The organism is Janthinobacterium sp. CG3 (assembly GCF_000344615.1).
GTDB lineage: Bacteria > Pseudomonadota > Gammaproteobacteria > Burkholderiales > Burkholderiaceae_D > Janthinobacterium.
On record NZ_KB467824.1, the window covers coordinates 420,593 to 437,833 of the forward strand.

At 64.1% G+C, this 17,241-nt stretch carries 13 protein-coding genes and 1 pseudogene; 4 read left to right on the forward strand and 10 right to left on the reverse strand.

Translation table 11 applies throughout. The features are described from left to right. Positions 1-53 precede the first annotated feature (53 nt). Complete coding sequence (locus tag JANGC3_RS0101990; protein ID WP_017874804.1) at positions 54-1,958, forward strand: flagellar assembly protein A; 1,905 nt, start codon at positions 54-56, stop codon at positions 1,956-1,958. Positions 1,959-2,085: 127 nt separating this feature from the next. On the opposite strand, the gene JANGC3_RS0101995 is transcribed toward JANGC3_RS0101990, so the two are convergent. Together JANGC3_RS0101995 and JANGC3_RS0102000 are read right to left on the reverse strand one after the other, a co-directional pair. After that, entirely contained in the window at positions 2,086-2,730 is a 645-nt protein-coding gene (locus tag JANGC3_RS0101995; RefSeq protein WP_017874805.1) for a hypothetical protein, read from the reverse strand. A gap of 117 nt (positions 2,731-2,847) precedes the next feature. Next, positions 2,848-3,594, reverse strand: a complete 747-nt coding sequence (locus JANGC3_RS0102000; RefSeq protein ID WP_026132427.1) for a TOTE conflict system archaeo-eukaryotic primase domain-containing protein — start codon at positions 3,592-3,594, stop codon at positions 2,848-2,850. Positions 3,595-3,824: 230 nt separating this feature from the next. Between JANGC3_RS0102000 and JANGC3_RS28130 the strand changes: the two are divergent. Next, positions 3,825-4,418: pseudogene (locus JANGC3_RS28130) on the forward strand (cupin-like domain-containing protein); the annotation flags it as partial. A 32-nt stretch (positions 4,419-4,450) separates the two neighbouring features. Here JANGC3_RS28130 and JANGC3_RS0102010 read toward each other — a convergent pair. Then, the gene (locus JANGC3_RS0102010; RefSeq protein ID WP_051068197.1) at positions 4,451-5,707 is read right to left on the reverse strand and encodes an IS4 family transposase; all 1,257 of its coding nucleotides are present in this window, start codon (positions 5,705-5,707) and stop codon (positions 4,451-4,453) included. Between JANGC3_RS0102010 and JANGC3_RS28135 the strand changes: the two genes are divergently transcribed. Next, positions 5,685-6,182: a cupin-like domain-containing protein gene (locus tag JANGC3_RS28135; protein WP_269746232.1), complete on the forward strand. Its 498-nt coding sequence runs from the start codon at positions 5,685-5,687 to the stop codon at positions 6,180-6,182. The genes JANGC3_RS0102010 and JANGC3_RS28135 overlap by 23 nt on opposite strands. A 120-nt stretch (positions 6,183-6,302) precedes the next feature. On the opposite strand, the gene JANGC3_RS30540 is transcribed toward JANGC3_RS28135, so the two are convergent. The 6 genes from JANGC3_RS30540 to JANGC3_RS0102045 all read right to left on the reverse strand — a co-directional run bounded on the left by JANGC3_RS30540 (position 6,303) and on the right by JANGC3_RS0102045 (position 14,301). Beyond that, positions 6,303-7,556 (reverse strand): type VI immunity family protein, encoded by a 1,254-nt coding sequence (locus JANGC3_RS30540; protein WP_035788070.1) that lies wholly within the window; start codon positions 7,554-7,556, stop codon positions 6,303-6,305. Further along, complete coding sequence (locus tag JANGC3_RS0102025) at positions 7,553-8,443, reverse strand: VRR-NUC domain-containing protein (RefSeq protein WP_017874812.1); 891 nt, start codon at positions 8,441-8,443, stop codon at positions 7,553-7,555. The genes JANGC3_RS30540 and JANGC3_RS0102025 overlap by 4 nt, the downstream gene beginning before the upstream one ends. Beyond that, entirely contained in the window at positions 8,443-11,550 is a 3,108-nt protein-coding gene (locus JANGC3_RS0102030; protein WP_157406412.1) for a type VI secretion system Vgr family protein, read from the reverse strand. The genes JANGC3_RS0102025 and JANGC3_RS0102030 overlap by 1 nt, the downstream gene beginning before the upstream one ends. 168 nt (positions 11,551-11,718) lie before the next feature. Further along, positions 11,719-12,114: an alternative ribosome rescue aminoacyl-tRNA hydrolase ArfB gene (gene arfB, locus JANGC3_RS0102035; protein WP_017874814.1), complete on the reverse strand. Its 396-nt coding sequence runs from the start codon at positions 12,112-12,114 to the stop codon at positions 11,719-11,721. A 13-nt stretch (positions 12,115-12,127) separates the two neighbouring features. Beyond that, on the reverse strand, positions 12,128-13,225 hold the full coding sequence (locus tag JANGC3_RS0102040; RefSeq protein WP_017874815.1) for a CaiB/BaiF CoA transferase family protein: 1,098 nt from the start codon (positions 13,223-13,225) through the stop codon (positions 12,128-12,130). Continuing rightward, complete coding sequence (locus tag JANGC3_RS0102045; protein WP_017874816.1) at positions 13,222-14,301, reverse strand: HDOD domain-containing protein; 1,080 nt, start codon at positions 14,299-14,301, stop codon at positions 13,222-13,224. Before JANGC3_RS0102045 ends, JANGC3_RS0102040 begins: the two co-directional genes overlap by 4 nt. A gap of 361 nt (positions 14,302-14,662) precedes the next feature. On the opposite strand from JANGC3_RS0102045, the gene JANGC3_RS0102050 reads away from it, so the two are divergent. Beyond that, complete coding sequence (locus JANGC3_RS0102050) at positions 14,663-15,163, forward strand: chemotaxis protein CheW (protein ID WP_017874817.1); 501 nt, start codon at positions 14,663-14,665, stop codon at positions 15,161-15,163. A gap of 37 nt (positions 15,164-15,200) precedes the next feature. Here JANGC3_RS0102050 and JANGC3_RS0102055 read toward each other — a convergent pair whose 3' ends face one another. Further along, positions 15,201-17,195, reverse strand: a complete 1,995-nt coding sequence (locus JANGC3_RS0102055) for an ATP-binding cassette domain-containing protein (RefSeq protein WP_157406413.1) — start codon at positions 17,193-17,195, stop codon at positions 15,201-15,203. Positions 17,196-17,241 lie beyond the last annotated feature (46 nt).

A 17,241-nucleotide genomic window follows, 5' to 3' on the forward strand; every position in this document is an offset into this window, starting at 1 on the left:
AATTGACAACGTGGCATCGTTATACTCGGCCTGCCTGAACGCGGAGGACGCTGATGTCGGATGACTCGATCGTGACGGACAGCCGCGCCGTTGGCGCGCCGGGCGGCGTCGGCGTGCTGCCGCCGGGCCTGTTGCGGCGCGGCGACGGCGTGTATATCGACCCCGCCGTGGCGGCGCCTGCGCTGCTGGCGGCGGTCGGGCAGGTATTCCAGTCGAACCAGTACTTCGCCGGCCTGGACTACGCCGCCTTCATCAAGGCGCTCTACAACCACGGCCCGGCGTTGCCGCGCGCGGCCAACGGCGAGGCGCTGATCCGCTTCGCCGACGCGCTGTGCCAGTTCGCGCCGCCGCGGCGCGCGCTCTACAAGCTCGTCAAGATCCGGCATGGCGTTGCCGAATACTATTTCGAGGCGCAGTTCCTGGAGGCGCTCGAACTGCCCGACGGCAGCAAGGTGCCGGCGCGCCCGGCCAGCCTCGACTTCGACGAATTCGTCGCCGACATGTGGGGCAAGGGCGTGTGCTTCGGCATCGACGCCGCGGCCGTGCGCGCCATCATCGCCTCGGGCAAGGTCGAGCGCATCGTCGTCGCGCGCCGGTTCGAGCCGACGCCGGGGCGCGACGCCGCCATCGTCGAAGTCTCGGCCGACATGCACCGCGACGACGCGCCGCGCGAGACGGCCGACGGCCGGCTCGACCTGCTGACCTTCAAGAACCGCTTTCCGCAGGTGAAAAAGAACGCCCGCCTGCTCAAGAAGGTGCCCAGCGCGCCGGGCTTGCCGGGCTACGAGTTGTCGGGCGAGGCGCTGCCGGCGCCGGCGCCGGCGGAAGTCGAACTGGCGGCGCTGGCCGGCGAAGGCACGGTACTGGAGCGCGTGCGCGGCGAACAGTTCCTGGTTGCGCTACAGGACGGCTTCGTCAACGTCGACGGCGACGGCGTGATCTCGATCGGCGTCAAGATCGTCAGCCGCGACGGCGTCAGCAGCCGCACCACCGGCAACCTGAAGCTGCGCGCCGAGTACGAGGAATTCGGCGAGGTGCAGGAGCAGCGCAGCGTCGACGGCAGCGACATCACGGTGCACGGCGACGTCTTCGGCCATCTGCACTCGCACGGCGGCAGCATCACCTTGCTGAGCAACCTGATCGGCGGCACCGCCCTCAACGCCCACGGCGACATCGTCGTCAAGGGCGTCGCCTCCGGCTCGGTGCTGCAAACGAGCGACGGCGCGGTGCACGTCGAGCGCGCCGAAAGCTGCGTCATCTCCGGCAGCCGGGTCGTGGTCGGCCACGCCAGCAATTGCGAAATCATCGCCGACGAGGTGGTGGTGGGCGTCGCCGAGGGCTGCGCCATCGCCGGGCGCGCCGTGCGGATCGACAGCGCCGGCCCGCGCAAGCAGACCGAAATGCTGGTGTACGCGCTGGTGCCGGACATGGCCAGGCTGGACCGTAAAATCGCCGAACTGCTGGTGCGCGCGCAGGGCTTCGCCCGCGCCGTCGTCAAGGTCCAGCACGAGATCGACCTGGTCAGCGAGCCGCTCGACGTGCGCAATTATCTGATGCTGGCCGACAAGGTGCGCAAACACCAACTGCTGCTGCAGCCGGAGCAGGTGCCGCTATTCCACAAGATGGCGCTGACGGTGGCGCCGGCGCTGAAGTCGATCGCCAAGCTGGGCATCGAACTCAAATTCATGGAGGCGCAGCAGGCGTCGATGCTGGAGCAGGCGGCGCAGGTGGAGCAGCAAAAGCACGCCACCGCCGGCGAATCGCACTGCCTGGTGCGGGAAGTGGCCGGCGACATCATCGTGCGCAGCGTCGTCTTCAACCCGGAGAGCGGGCGCGTGTACGACAAGCCGCCGCGCGACATCAAAGCCAAACTGCGCGGCAGCGCGGCCAGCGCCGACATCATCTTCGTCGGCGGCAGCGGCAGCCTGGACTGGACCTATACGCTGCAGCACAACTAACGCCGCTAAGTGAAGGCTTTTCGTAGCGTCGGCAGCGGCTCGGCGTCGGATTACGCGTTCCGCCAATCCGACCCACGGAAGCTTCACTTAGCGGCATGAGGGGCTGACCCCGGCCCTAGCCGCTGGTTTACTCCACGCTGGTTTGCGTCGCAATAATGGCGCTGATCGCGCCATCCCTGATCTGCGCCTCGACCCGGTTGCTGACCTCCAGCTGCGGCGCGCCATCCTTGCCCGCCGTGGTGGTTTTCGCCGTGTGCGCGTACGACCAGCGCGCGTCGGCGTTGACCGACGGCTGGCCGAACGCCTGCGTCACCTTTAGCGACGGCTGTTTCAGCCACAAGTCCTTGTCGAAGCGCGCCGGCAGGAAACGCCGCGGCAGCAGAGGACAGCGCGGCGAGGGCAGCAGGGCGGGCAATTGCAGCGCGTGCAGCAGCGTCACGCGGTGCTCGGGGCCGCCGAGCGCGCCGTCGGCCACCAGCCACAGGCGCTCCGGCGCGGCGCCGGTTTGCACCGTATAGCAGAGCCAGGAGCGGCCGTCGCCGGCGCTTTCCTCGATCTTGCCGGCGCCGAGCGCGTCGCGCACCTGCTTGAGCGTGGTTTTCGCCAAGCTGACGGTGAATCGCCCGAGCGCCAGCCTGGTCGCCGGCTTGACCGGCAGCGCCACCGCCTGCATCGGATCGGGCTTCCAGTCCGGCGGCGGCACCGGCTCGGCCAGCGCGGCGCCGCACAACGTCGTGGTCAGGAGCGGTGCCAGCAGCGTGCTGCGGTTCATGGGCTTCCTTTGTCGCCGGCCGAAGCCGGTCGGAGATCGACGGCTCTGCGGTGCAGATGAGCTATGCTGCCACGGAACAGCCGCCAAAGCAATTTCCGCGCGGCCCTTACAGATCCACTACTTTGGGATCACGTGCCGGAAGGTCGGCTCGATGTTTTTCGCGTGCAGGAATTTGACGATATCCTCCAGCGTTGCGTCCTTCAGCAGCAAGCCGTCCGCGGTTGCGGCGTGCGCGGGCGCCTGCGCGCGCAGCACCGGCGCGGCACCGTGCGACTGTTCGAGTCTGGCCAGGGCCTGGCGGAACTGTGCCTCGCTGATGCTGTGCAAGCCCGTTAGGAAAGCGGCTTGTCCGGCGAAGGGTGGCGCCATCTCCAGCCCCGACTCGTCGGCGAAGGAGGCGCCCATGCCCGGGTGGATAAACGCCGCCCACTTGCCGGTGCGCTGGTGCAGGCAGGGCGGCAACTCGACCGGCGCGCTCACCGTCTCGGGACGAAGGTCGATGTCCGGGAAGTACGCCCTGCGCAGCAGTTCGAGGAGCCGTTGCGCCTGGGCCGCTGGAACGGGCGTCTCCAGCGACAGCCAAAGGGCATAACCGTTTGCGCCGGAGATACTCACCGCCGGCGCCGGAAAGCCGAGTTCGGCCTGGAAGGCATTCGCGACCGCGCACAACAGGCTCCAATGCTGCGCGTCCTCGCTATCGCCCACCTTGTCGAAGGCGATCACCATGGCGCGGGTCAGGCCATCGTCCGTTGTCAGATTGACCGCAAGGGTAGTCTGGCCCAGCACGTGCTGCGCCAGCACCTCCGGCGACAAGGTGCCGGCCGGAAGGTATAACCTGGTCAATTCTGAAATTAGTTTTTGCATGTGCTTCCTCAAAGTCAAACCGGGCGGACCGCGGTTGGTACAACCACGTTGTCGTTGCCGATATTCTGACACAAGTAGAACGGCTGCTGGATCGATGGCCGGCGCCGGTTCAGCCCCGTCCGCCGCCGCGCCTTCCCAACATCGCTTTTCCGCCTCGGCAAAGTGGTAAACTAGCGGGTTTTTCGCGCCTGTTTGCCGGTGCGGTAGCAAGGAGAAGATCGTGGAGGTATATGTCAAAAGAGAAAAATACGGTGGCCGGTAATCAAGCGCGCGTGTCGCCACGCTTGCCGCCGCCCATACTGGCGCCGGCGTCGACGTCGCCGGAGGATGCCATCGCCAAAAAGCAGGCGCGGGAGCGCAAGGATGCGCAGGTGCGCGGCGTTACGTCAATCCAGGATATGCGTGCGGCGATCAAGCGCGTCGGCCGTGACACTCCGGCTATTTTCGACGTAACGCGCATGGGCAGGCTCGACGCCGCGGCGTTCCGTACCCTTGCCAAAAAAGGCTCGCCATTCCTGATCACCGGGGTGGTCAACCGCTGGCCGCTGTGCGCCCTGACACCGCAAACGCTGCGCGAGCGCTTTAGCCACGTGCCGGTGCGCGCGCGCGTGGGCGACTATATCAACACGGCATTCGCGCCCGACCGGGCCATGCAGGATATGACAATGCTGGAGTATCTTGAGCTGGTCGCTACCGGTACCGAAGACCTGCCGCCCTACCTGGGCAATCTGGAATTGCGCGAATTGAACAGCATGTGCCACTGGCCCGCGTATTTTGACAAAATGGGACCGCCGCGATTTTGGCTAGGCCCCGCGGGAACGGTGCAATCCACCCAAGTTAGGGATTTTCCAACCTTTTAACATGGTTTTTGGATCATGTGCTTGTGCGGCTTCGGCCTGGTTTTGCGTGTTTTGGATAGATTTTCCCGATGGATGTGTGTCCGTTTCGCAATCAGGCGCAGCACCTCGCGCAGTAACTTCGCCACCTTTTTTCCGAGCAGAAGGGCCGGCAACAATGGTTTGAGGGCGGTATGCGCATAGGCGTGGTTGATGCGCTCGGCTGCGCGCAGGTCGGCGCTGTCGTGGGCTGTCAAGGCCGCCAGGGTTTGCAAGTTATCGCACATGATTTTGGCGGCGACGTCCTGCACCACGGCTTGCTGGGACAGGCCAGACACATGCTCCAAATTGAGCCGATGCTTGAGCCGCTTGAAGGCTTCCTCGATACGCCAGCGCTTGTGGTAGAGGTCGCCGAAGCCGTCGGCGGGAAAGCGCGCGCTGTCGAACAAATTGGTCATCAACACCCGCACCTTGCCGTTCGGCGCGACATGGCGGACGAGGCGCACCTGCTGGGGTTCTCGGGGGCATTCATAATCGTCGGCGTCGCGCCGGTCGGGCGCGCGCAGCATGACGAGCTGCTCGCTCAGACCGGAGCGCAGGAAGTCGCGCACGCAGGGAAAGCCGCCGTTGCCGGCCTTCTCGACGCGCATGCAGAACGCAATGTGGCGATGTTTGAGCAGCGATACCAGCCATCGGGACGGGTAGCCCCGGTCGAGCAGCAGAAGATCGGTGCCGGAAAGTCGGTCCAGGTGTTCGACCAGCATTTGCCGCTCGCCGCAGTCCTCGATGCCGTGCAGCGAGGCCGCAAGCATCAATTCCGCGCCGGGAAGGAACAGGCCGAACAGGATTTGATCGGCCAGCGCGGCGCGCTTGACGTGGCTGGCGCGCAAGCCGAATCGCATGGTCGAAGCATCAGCGGCGACCAAACGCAGGCCGCGCCAGCGCGGCACAAATCCGTGGTGCTCGGCGCGTGCGACCAGCCAGTCGTTGAGCAGGGGAATGGCCGTCAGAGACAGCTTGGCGCGCGCCTGGGCGAACGCCTGCTCAGACACCTTGCGCACCAATTGCGCACGTTGCTGCAGATGGGCGAAGAATACGTCGAGCTCGGCTTGGACGCTCATGCGCATACCGGTAAGCATCAACGCGACCAGCGCCGGCAACGGCAATTTTCGCTGGCGGGAAAATGCGGCGGGGTGTTCAATATGTCGGGCCGTCAGAAGGAATTCGACGGACTGCAAATGCGCGGCAAGATCGTTGAACAGTGCGGCAAGGGACATAGCGGCCAATGAGGTAAAAAATCTCACTGACCGCGCCCTACCTCACTGGCATGTCAAGCTTTTTATTGTATTTCGCTCTACTTTTAAAGAAAAATTCTTAACTTGGGTGGATTGGGGAACGGTGACGCCGCTGCATTGCGACTATGACGACAATATCTTCGCGCAGATATGGGGCAGCAAACGTATTTTCCTGTCGCCGCCGCACCACGACGAATTCCTCTACCCCAGCGAGGCGAATGCCATCCTGTTCGGCTCGCCGTTCAACCCCGAGGCGCCGGATTTCGAGAAGTTTCCCCTTGCGCGCCGGGCGGCCATGATCGAATGCACCGTCAATTCCGGCGATCTCCTGTATGTGCCTGCCGGGTGGTACCACTATGTCCGCTCGCTGACGTTTTCGCTTTCCTCCAACCGGTGGGCCAGGGCCATGCCGTTTGCCTTGAACGGCGACCCGTCGCTGCAGCGCGCCGAAAAATAAGCAAACGCCCGCGCTGAAACGAGCCGCTTTGTCTGCTGTGTAGGGATGTTTAGCTCAGTGCAGCCGGCACCAACAACAGCTCCAACCGTTCCATGCTGTGTATCTGAGCGTATTACTACTTCATTCGTTCAGAAATCGCCATACTGTCAAGCCATATGCAGATCCAAGGTTGCTCATGACCTCGCCCTGTTCAAATCGCCGGGTTTGCGGTGGAATGTCAAGCGCTTGCCACTGGCCGGTTTTCGGGCAGGCTTCGCCAGCGTGTGCGCGCAACTCCAACGGTTCGTGCGCCGGTGCGGCGGCATCCACGTCCTCGTCTTTGCGGCTCTGACGCAGCTCGGCGCTTGGCCAGTCGCTGTCGGTGTCGAAGCGCCGCACCCAGCGCAACTCGTCGGCGTTGGTAAAGCGTTCGTTGGGGTCGCCGTCCCATTGGCCGAAGCCCAGCAGGCCCATGTGGTCATGGCGGATTGGCCTGAGAAGCTTGTTGAGCAACACCGGTAATTCGGGTACTCCGTCCTCGACTGGGTAGAGGGACGGTTCTTCGCCCAGTTCGATCCACAGACCGATGTTGAGCTCGTCGATGCGAATCTGCGGATGGTGCAGGGTAGTCTTGACTTGCTCACGGCTGATGTCCAGTTTTTCGCGCCAAAAGTCCGAGAGAAGGAAGCCCCAGGTTGGGGGGCGGATTCCTGTTGTTAATTCATGACGGCTTGAAAATTGATAATCGATATCCAAACCAAAGAATCGCGGTGTCAGTGCGCGCTCCCAAACCGTCACCTCCGATCGCGAACCGAACGCCAACGGGTTGGCCATAGCAAAACCGCTGTAAACCTGGTCGGCTTTCAACTTTTCCATAGTCAATAAAATAAATTCTTTCCAGTCGTTCTTATTTTTGCGCCACCATGACCAGCGGTAGTAGAATTGAATCGACGAATATATTTTATTTGAAAAATTTTCTTTGTCGTTCATGTAATCCCTGGTTTTCCAAAAATATCCGGCAGTCGAGGGAGATGAGTTATGATTTTTTTGATCAGAAAAATCGAAAATGAACGCTTGATTACTTTTCCTCTTGCGCGAAAAATCCCGCAAATCAGGGATGCGCTTGGACCCGTAAGGATGCGGCCGTTCAGAATCTGGATGCGTGGCGACAAGGTAAGGCTTTCCCGTTAAGCGCTCAAACTCTTCATGAATGTCCACCATAAGCAGCGATGTATTTAACGATTGCTTGGTGTCGTATAAAAAATAGAAAGTAATAAAAGGAGAGACGCCTAAATCTTGATTGCCATCGTCACACGACATGTTTGGCCATTCCTTGAGATCTTTAACCATTCCTTCTACGTCTTCAGCACTAAAAAATCGTTCCGTAGTGCTCATCTTCTATTCCTCGTTGTGGTTGCCTGTTTCTGCTTCTTCTCATGAGGCTTGTCTGCAACGACAGCAGTGCAGTCTTCTGGTACGCGCATTAGTGCGACTCGCTCGTGGCCAATTTTATCTCTATGTAATCCGGTCTTCGGTGTCATCAAATCAACATAGTCGTCCATTTGAATCTTTTTCACCCAGTCATTTGGAAACTTGATCTCCACTGCTGCAAACACGTTGTCGATCTCCCACGGCTTCTGTCGGTACTCCGGAATGACCAGATCGGGCGCCAAACTTCCACGCGGCCGGGGCCAGAACGGGAATATGCTGCTAATCCGGTGCGGGCGCGTCGGCGGGGTGCCGAGATACCCTTTTTGCGTTGCCCGATTGTAGTTCGGTTCGGCTTTTAGCGGGCTCTTCCAATCGAGCATCAGGTCGATGGTTTCGAACATCAGCGACGCCGTGGTTTGTTTCAGTGTGACTTCAATCGTACCTTCGGGAATCTCGCCGCCTATTTTTTTGCGGATACGCCGGGGTACTTTGATCGGTGCCTCCAGCGCCAGCTTGCACACGATGCTGATCGCGGGGCGGAAAGGGATCTTGCGCTCGATGTATTCCTTCCACTCGAAGTTTTCATTGCCCCGGCGCGAGACGGTGCTTTTTCCGCCGGGGTCGACCAGTGCGAAGGTCGAGCATTTGACCTCGATTTCCTGCGACATGCTTTCGATGACGCCGCGAATTTTGTGCTTGATCAGTTCCTTGCTCTGGGCGATCGACTTGGCCATCTCGGCGGCCTCCAGCGCTGTCTGGGCCGTGTCATAGGCGCGATAGCCGCGCCAAGCCCACACGCCGGCTTGCAGTGCAATTTCTCCCAGCGCAATAATAATGAGTGGAACCGGCATTAGGCGTCCTCCCCATATTGGTCGAGATAATCGTCGGGCAGCGGCTCCGCGGCGCCGCCGGTGTTGGCGGGGTTGCCGTCGGCGGCGCGGTCCAGCGCCGCCGCCCATTGTTCGTCGATTTTTTGGTCGTCCCGCATGATGGTTTTGTAGATTTTCACTTGGCTGCGTTGCTCGGTGTCGATGAAGGCGGTGCGACCGGCCTTATCGGTCTTGCCTTCCGCCAGTAGCTGTTTGTTGGATTCGATCTTGTATCGATATCCTTGGAACGCGTTGTCGAGATTCTTGCTTAGGGTGTAGCGGCCCGTGTAGGAGCCGGCGGCATTGACGGAGGCCATCGCGGAGAGGCTGGGAAGCGCCGCCAGTTGCGCGTCGCTGCTGGCCGGTCCGGTCAACTCCTTCATGCTGGCCTTGAAGTCCATCGTTCCCGGCCCGTGAACCATGATGTTGCCGCCTTCGAGCTTCAAATAAGCGCCCTGCGCCGTCATCAGCACGTGCTCTTTCGCGGCGATGTTGACGCTCTGGGTGACGCTGGCCACGGTGACGGCCTTGTCGGCGGTGATGCTGGTCTTGTCCGACTGGCTCTGGCTGCTGACCTTGCCGGTCGCCGCGTGCAGTTTGATGCCGGTTTCCTGGTTCGGCTTGTCTTTGTTGCCGGCCTTGCCGTAGGTGAACAAACTGATGCCCGCCTTCACCAGATAGTAGCTGTTGCCTTGCGCGGCGAAGTTGATGTCCTGCCCGGCGGTGACGCTGCCGGTGTTGCCGGCGGCAAGGATGGCGTTCGTCGGCGTGGTCGCGGCGATGCCGGCCGCGCTAGACAGTTGCAACTGCGCCTCCGTGTAGGCCGTCACCGGAGTCTGCCCGCCGCCGCCGTTCGTGCCCTTGAGCACCTCGACGCTGTTGACCATCTGGGCGATTGCCGGCAATGTGTCCGGTGCCGGCTCGGCCTGGCCCTTGTCGTCCTTGATGCCGGCGTTGTGCTTTTGCGCGGTGCCGGCCATGCTCAGTTGCAGTTCGTGGCTGCGCTCGATCTGCGCCTGCGCCTCCTTCGAGTCGAGCTGGCTGCCGCTGGCGCCGTTGCGGGCGTCGCTCGACAGCAGCATCCCTTGGCCGGCGCGCAGCGCGGCGGCGTGCTCGGTTTTCAATTCGGCGCCGAAGCCGGCTTTGGCCAGGCGCTGGTTGTCGCTCTGGTGGCGCAGGTGGCCCAGGTTCAGCTCGTCGTTGCCGCGGTGCGCCTTGGCGTGGCGCTGCAGCGACAGCCGTGGCTGGCCGGGGCTGTCGTCGAACACCAACTGGTTGTAGGCGCCGGCGCCGCTCTGGCTGCTGGCCATCGCCTGCGATTTCAAGCCCGACAGCACGGCCGGGTGGGCGTGGCCGCCGCCCTCGCCGGGGAACCAGGCCGGGGCGTTGCCGGTGGCCGCGCCGGCGCCCTTGAACGCCTGGTTGTGCTGCGCGTCGGGCTGGCCCTTGCCGTTGTAGACGGCGCCGATGACGACGGGACGGTCGATGTTACCTTCAAAGAAGTCCACCAGCACTTCCTGGCCGACGCGGGGTAGCGCGTTGGCGCCCCAGTTGGCGCCCGCCACCGGGGCGATCGGCGTGGCCACGCGCACCCAGGTGCCGGCGCGGTGGTCGGCCGGCGCGCCGCTGTGGCCGTCCGGCGCCGGGTGGTCGAGGCGGCTGTGGCTGCCGGCGCCGCGCTGCCAGTGCATCTGCACCAGGATGCGGTGGTCGCGGTCGGTGTGGATAACGCTGCCGGGCGGGCCGACGACGATGGCCGTTTGCTGGCCGTGCACGGTCGGGCGCGGGTGCAGCAGGTGGCCGTGGCCGTCCACGCCGCTGCTGCGGTAGGGCGTGGCGCGGCCGATGGCGTCGAGGCGGCAGCGGTACAGCGGCCGTTCGCCGATGTGCCTGCCGCTGGCGTGCAGGCTGTGCGCTTGCTCCTTTTCGTTGGCGGCGGCCAGCGCGCCCTGGCCCAGTTCGCGCACGATGCCGGCGCGCATCTCGGCGCTCAGGTTGTTGTGCGCCAGGTGCACGGCGCGCACGATCAGGAAGCTGCGGCCGTCGTCGTCGCGGGCGCCGTCGAACCGGTGGTGGCCGCGCAGGGTGAAGGTGGTGCGGGCGCGGGCGGTGCGCACGGTGCCGGCGGCGGTGTGGATTTCCCTGCCCGCCTCGAACGCCTGCAGCTGGTTGTCGGCGATGCGCTGGCCCTGCGCGCGGCTCTGGTAGGCGTAGGCGCCGGGGGCGTCGCGGCTGAGCAGGCGCACGCCGTCGCCGATGTCGCCGTAGGCACCGACCGGGTTGTCGCGGCAGGAGCGGTAGTCCCAGGAACTCAGTTCGATGGCGTTGGTCCGCTGCGTCAGCGTGGTGCGCCAGCGGTCCAGGCTATCCGCCTTCATCACCGCGCCGGGCTGGGTGAACGCAATGTCGGCCTGGACGTTGGCTTGGAAGCTGCCGTTGTGGTCGGCCACGACCAGGGTGTGCCCGCCCAGGCCGGGGCCGTCGCCGGCGCTGTGTTCGTAGTAGTAGAACAGGCCTTCCTCGCTCATCAGGCGCAGGATGAAGGCGAGGTCGCTTTCCTGGTATTGGGTGGTCAGGCTGCGGCGCGGGTAGATGTCGCGCTCGGCGATGTCGAAGCGCCACGCCGGCATCAGGCGGCCCTGGCCCAAGTAGGGGGCGAAGACGGCGTCGAGGATGTCGCACACCGTCATGTCCTGGAAGACGCGGCTGTCCTGGTTCAACGCCAGGAAGGCGGTCCATGGTTCGATGGTCAGCGCGTAGCGCGCGAAGCCGCCGTTCGCCTCGGTCATTTCCACCGCCGTGATGTGGCCGTGGAAGGGGCGCCGGGCGCCGGCGGCGCTGGTGAGCAGGTCGACGCGGGCGGGCTGGCCGACCAGCGATTTCAGGGGGATGCGGGCGTCAGTGGACAGCGCCGCGACCTTGAGCGAGTAGCCCTGGCTCAGGCCTTCCTCGCCGCGCAGGCATTCGACCAGTAATTTGTCGGGGCCGAGCGGTGTCGTCAGTTGCAGCAGGCGGGTGCTTTGCGTGAAGCCGGCAAGCATGGCTTGGAGGCTGGACGCAAGGGGCTGGGAATCGGTCTTCTGTGGCATGTTGCATGGCTCCCGTGGCACGCATATAAATATTGATTGTGCAATGTTTATAATGCGAAATTACGCACGGGAAGTTGCGTTGGCACAAGGAGTGTTCGTTAACATTCCATCGAATTTTCGTATTTAGCAGGCTGTGCGGACTTGATACGTCCGTCTCGCCGAGTGCAGTTAGCCGCTGACCTTGCCGCGCAACTGCTTCTGCAACCCGTGGGTGCTCTTGCTGTCGAGCCGGCGGCGCTGCGAGCCGCGGGTCGGTTTGGTGGCGCGCCGCACCGTCGGCAGGATGGTGATGCTGTCGATCAACTCCTGCAGCCGGCGGATCGCCTCTTCCTTGTTCTGCTCCTGGCTGCGCGACTGCTGCGCCTTCAGCACGATGACGCCGTCCTTGGTGATGCGCTGGTCGCGCAGCGCCAACAAGCGCTCCTTGTACGCGTCCGGCAGCGACGAGTTGGCGACGTCGAAGCGCAGGTGGATGGCGCTGGAGACTTTGTTGACGTTCTGGCCGCCCGGACCCTGGGCACGGATGGCGCTGAACTCGACTTCGGTGGTGTTAACGATATACATCAGCTTAAATACATCAGGTTTCAAATTTGATCGGGTGCGCAACGGCCCAGTATACCCCCTCGGTGGGGTGGCGCTCTTGCGACACCATGCGGCGCGCCTGGAACAGCGGGTGGCGCAGCGCCTCGGCGCTGGTCAATATCGGCGTGACGCAGCAGTCGCTGGCGGCGAAGGTCTCGGTCCACTGCGCCAAGCTGCGACCGGCAAAGATGGCGTCCAGCTCGGCCTTGACGGCCAGCGCGTCGGCGCCGCCGACCTGCTGTCCCAATTGCCAGTGGCGCGCCTTCAGGTCGGGGCGTTGCAGCACGTCGCAGCACAGTTGCCAGAACTTCAGTTCGAGCGCGCCGACCGCCATGAAGCGCGCGTCGGCGGTGCGGTAGACGTTGTAGCAGGGCACGCCACCGGTCAGCAGGTCGCGCGCCGGCGCCGCCTCGGCGCCGTTGTTGACGGCCACCAGCGGCATGATGTTGTGGGCCAGCACGGCGTCGCTCATCGAGATGTCGACAAAGCGGCCCGGGCCGCCCATCTTGACGGCCAGCAGCGCCGCCAGGATGCCTTGCAGCGCGCTCTGGGCGCCGCCCAGCAGGTCGCCCACCTGCAGGTTGGGCAGCGCCGGCGTACCGTCCGGGCCGGCGTTGTTGGCCAGCATGCCGGCGTAGCCGATGTAGTTGATGTCGTGGCCGGCCAGTTGCGCGAACGGGCCATCCTGGCCGTAGCCGGAGATGGCGCACATCACCAGCGTCGGCTTGCGCCGGCGCAGCACGTCCCAGCCCAGGCCGAGTTTGGCCATGACGCCGGGGCGGAAGCTTTCCACCAGCACGTCGGCGTCCTCGACCAGGGCCAGCAGTTGCTCGCGCTGGGCCGGGTCCTTCAGGTCCAGGCGCAGGAAGCGCTTGCCGCGGTTGACGGCGACGAAAAATTGCGAGACCTCGGCGCGCACCGGCCCCATCGCGCGCGCGTAGTCGCCGGCGCCGGGGTCTTCGATCTTCAGCACGTCGGCGCCCATGTCGGCCAGCTGCATCGTCGCGACCGGGCCGGGCAGCAGCCGGGTCAGGTCGAGTACGCGGATGCCGGCCAGCGGCGGGGCGGCGGCGTCGTTGCCGGCCCCGCTCATGGCGCGCCGGCGGCGATGGCCGCCTCGACCGCGTCGAGCGCGCCGAGTTCGTCGTAGCAGGCGCGCGCGTGCGGCGGCAGGCCGTTGAACAGGCCGGACTGGTTTTCATCGAGGCGCGCGTTTTCCACCAAAATTTTTACCTTGCTCAGATAGTCGGTCATCGCCAGCAATTGTCCCAGCGGCGATATGGCGGCGCGCTTGTGCATGCTCAGTTGCTCGCGGATGGCCAGGGTGACCGCTTCGGGAAAGTTCCATTCCTGGCCGATGCTGCACGACAGCAGGCGGGCGTTGCGCAGCAGGCCGGCGCAGAACAAGGTCGAGCCGAGTTCGGCCGGGTCCTTGGCGAGTTGGTCCATCATGCGCAGCGACACCAGCAGGCCGACGTTTTGCACCACGCCCGCCAGGAAGGCGAGGAAGGGATCGATGCCTTGTTGCTCGGCGAAGACGCGGCTGGCCACGGCGCAGCGTTCGGACTGGTCCCAGATGCGCGGCGCCAGCAGGCGCGTGAAGTGGCCGGAGTTCAAGTCGATGATGGGGTGGAAGGCGACCGCCGTGACGAGTTGGCGCAAGCCTTCCTGGCCGATGACGATGACGGCGTGCTCGACGCTGGTAATACGCTGCGCGCGGTGTTGGCTGGCGTTGTTGGCGAGGCGGATCACGGCCGCCACCAGCACCACGTCGCTGGAAATCTTGCGGGCGATTTCGGCGCCTGAAAAATGCTCGGTGCGCAGGCTTTGCAGCACCTGCGGGATCAGGCCGGGCAGGCGCCGCACCAGGTCGGTGCCGGATTGCTTCGATGTCATGATGGCTTCGAGCGCGTCGAGCACCTGGGTTTCCTGCGGCGTGACGTCGAGGTCGCCGTCGTCGCGCGCGCCGAACAGCCAGGCGTGGTAGTTGGTGTTGACGTTGTCTTTTTGCTCGAAGGAGACCCCGGCCGGCGGCGCGGCGCGGGCCACGGCGACGCCGTCGGACAGCGGCGCGGATGGCGCCGGCATGACGGGCGCGGCCAGCGGCGGCGCCGTTGGCGGGCGCGCTTCGGCGGGCCGGGAAAACACACGCTGCAGCCAGTGGAACATGGTGATTACCTGTGTCGATGAAGTGGCTGGTGGAGCGCCGGTGGCTGCGATTAACAGCAACAGCAAGGGCGTGAATCCGCGGCCAGACCCGAATGCCGTTGATAGCGCGTCGTAGGTCGGGTTGGCCGGCACGGCGTAACCCGATCTACGACACGCTCACGGCATGTGGGAAAGCCCTGGGCGGTCTTATTGTAGCGCCTTCTTTATGCTTTGCAAGAATCACCGGCGCCGGCGTTGTTGCGGCGCCCGCCGCTAGCAATGTTGATGTCGCTCAACGCCGCGCGGGTGGAGTCTGGTTAGCATGGGTATTCGCGGCTCCTCGCGGCAGCCACCCCCGGACGAAAGGAACCCCATGCAGCCAATGACTACGCGCTTTGCCGATGCCGCCCGTATCGGCAAGGTGGACGAATCGCAGCGGCAATATCTGAGTTTCCGCCTCGGCGGCCTGGAGTACGGCCTCGACTTCGACCGGGTGCAGGAGCTGCGCCCGTTCAAGGAGCTGGACCGTTTCGCCTCCGATGGCGAGATCATCGGCGGTGTCGCCGTCTCGCGCGGGGTCATCATGCCGCTGGTCGACATGCGCATCGCTTTCAGCGACAGGCCGGTGCTGACCGATCCGATGACCGACGTGATCATTCTGAAATTGTCGAATTGCGTGATGGGTATGGTGGTCGACGGCGTGACCGACATCGTTACGCTGTGCAACAGCGACATCCACCCGATTCCCGGCGCGGAAGCGCAGAACGAGGTGGACTATTTGCTGGGTTTGGGGGAGATCGGCGGGCGCCGCCTGATTCTGGTGGATATCGACAAGTTGATGTCGATCCGCCGGGTCGGCGCCGGCGCCAGGCAGGCCGCCTGAGGCGACCCGCCCGCGCTGGCGTAACGGGTTGGCGTGACTAAACCGCCAGCGCTTCCAGCTGTTCCTGCAAGGCCAGCCATTCCGCTTCCAACTGTGCCAGGTCCTTGGTGAAGAAGGTCTGGTCGGCCAGTAATTGCTTCAGCTTGGCCTTGTTGGCGGCGTCGTAGATGCCCGGCTCGCCGAGCTTGGCGTCGACTTCCTCTTTTTGCACGTTGCGCTTGGCGATCTGCTCTTCCTGGCGCTTGATCTTGTTCTCGATCGGCTTGCGCAGCGCGGTCAGGCGCTGGCGCTCTTCGGCGTCGACGCGTTTCTGGTCGCGCTTGTCGACCGCAGGGGCGGCCGCGGCCACCGTCGGGGCGACCGGGAAGTCGGTCTTGTTGTCCTTGCCGGCGGCCGGCAGCACGGTGGTGCCCTTGCCCAGCTTGGTCTTGAACAGCCAATCCTTGTAGTCGTCCAAATCGCCGTCGAAGGGCTGCAGCTTGCCGTCGGCGACGATGATGAACTGGTCGGTGGTGGCGCGCAGCAAATGCCGGTCATGCGAGACGACCACCAGCGTGCCTTCGAACTGCGCCAGCGCCATCGTCAGCGCCTCGCGCGTTTCCAGGTCCAAATGGTTGGTCGGCTCATCGAGCAGCAGCAGGTTGGGGCGCTGCCAGACGATCAGGGCCAGCGCCAAGCGCGCCTTCTCGCCGCCGGAGAAGGGGCGGATCGAGCTGGTCACCATGGTGCCCGGGAAGTTGAAGCCGCCCAGGAAGTTGCGCAGTTCCTGCTCGCGCACGCCGGGGGCGATTTTGCCCAGATGCCACAGCGGCGATTCGTCGTGGCGCAGCATTTCCACCTGGTGCTGGGCGAAGTAGCCGATCGACAAGCCTTTGCCGATGACGGCGTCGCCGGTCAGCGGGCCGATTTCGCCGGCGATGGTTTTGATCAGCGTCGACTTACCGGCGCCGTTCACGCCCAGCAAGCCGATGCGCTGGCCGATTTGCAGCGAGAAGTTGATGCCGTTGACGATTTTCTTTTGCGTCACGACGCCGGTCTCGGGGTTCTCGATGTTGTAGCCGGCGTCGACGTCTTCCAGCACCAGCAGCGGGTTCGGCGCGTTCAGCGGCTCGCGGAATTCAAACGAGAATTCCGCGGCGGCGCGCAGCGGCGCCAGTTCTTCCATTTTCGCCAGCGCCTTCATGCGGCTCTGCGCCTGGCGCGCCTTCGAGGCCTGGGCCTTGAAGCGGTTGACGAACGATTCCAGATGGGCGCGTTGGCGGGTTTGCTTTTCCAGCGCGCCGGCGGCCAGGATCAGTTGCGCGTTGCGTTGGCGTTCGAAGCCGGAGTAGTTGCCCGAGTAGCGTTTGAGCTTGCGCTCGTCGATGTGCACGACGACGTTGACGACCTCGTCGAGGAAGTCGCGGTCATGCGAAATAATGATCAGGGTGCCGGGGTAGCGCTTGAGCCAGTCTTCCAGCCAGATGATCGCGTCCAAATCCAAATGGTTGGTCGGTTCATCGAGCAGCAGCAGGTCGGACGGGCACATCAGCGCCTGCGCCAAATTCAGGCGCATGCGCCAGCCGCCGGAGAAGCTGGCCACCGGCAATTGCATCTGGTCCAGCGTGAAGCCCAGGCCCAGCAGCAATTGTTCGCCGCGCGACTGCACGGTGTAGGCGTCGGCGTCGGCCAGCGCGCTGTACATATTACCGATGGCGATGCCGTTTTCGGTCGTTTCAGGCTCCGATTCCAGGCGCGCCAGTTCGCTTTCCAGCTTGCGCAGCGTGACGTCGCCGTCGATCGCGTAGTCGAGCGCGGCGCGGTCCAGCGCCGGGGTTTCCTGCGCCACGTAAGCCATGCGCCACTTGGCCGGGAAGTCGATCTCGCCCTGGTCCGGGTGCAACTCGCCGCGCAGCAGGCCGAACAGGCTCGATTTGCCGGCGCCGTTGGCGCCGATCAAGCCGATCTTGTCGCCCGGGTTCAGGGTGACGTCGACTTGCTCCAACAACGGTTTGATGCCGCGCATCAGGCTTACTTGTAGAAAACGTATCATTTTTATGCTTTGTTATGGGGTGAAGAACACAACCCCGGTCTCGCTG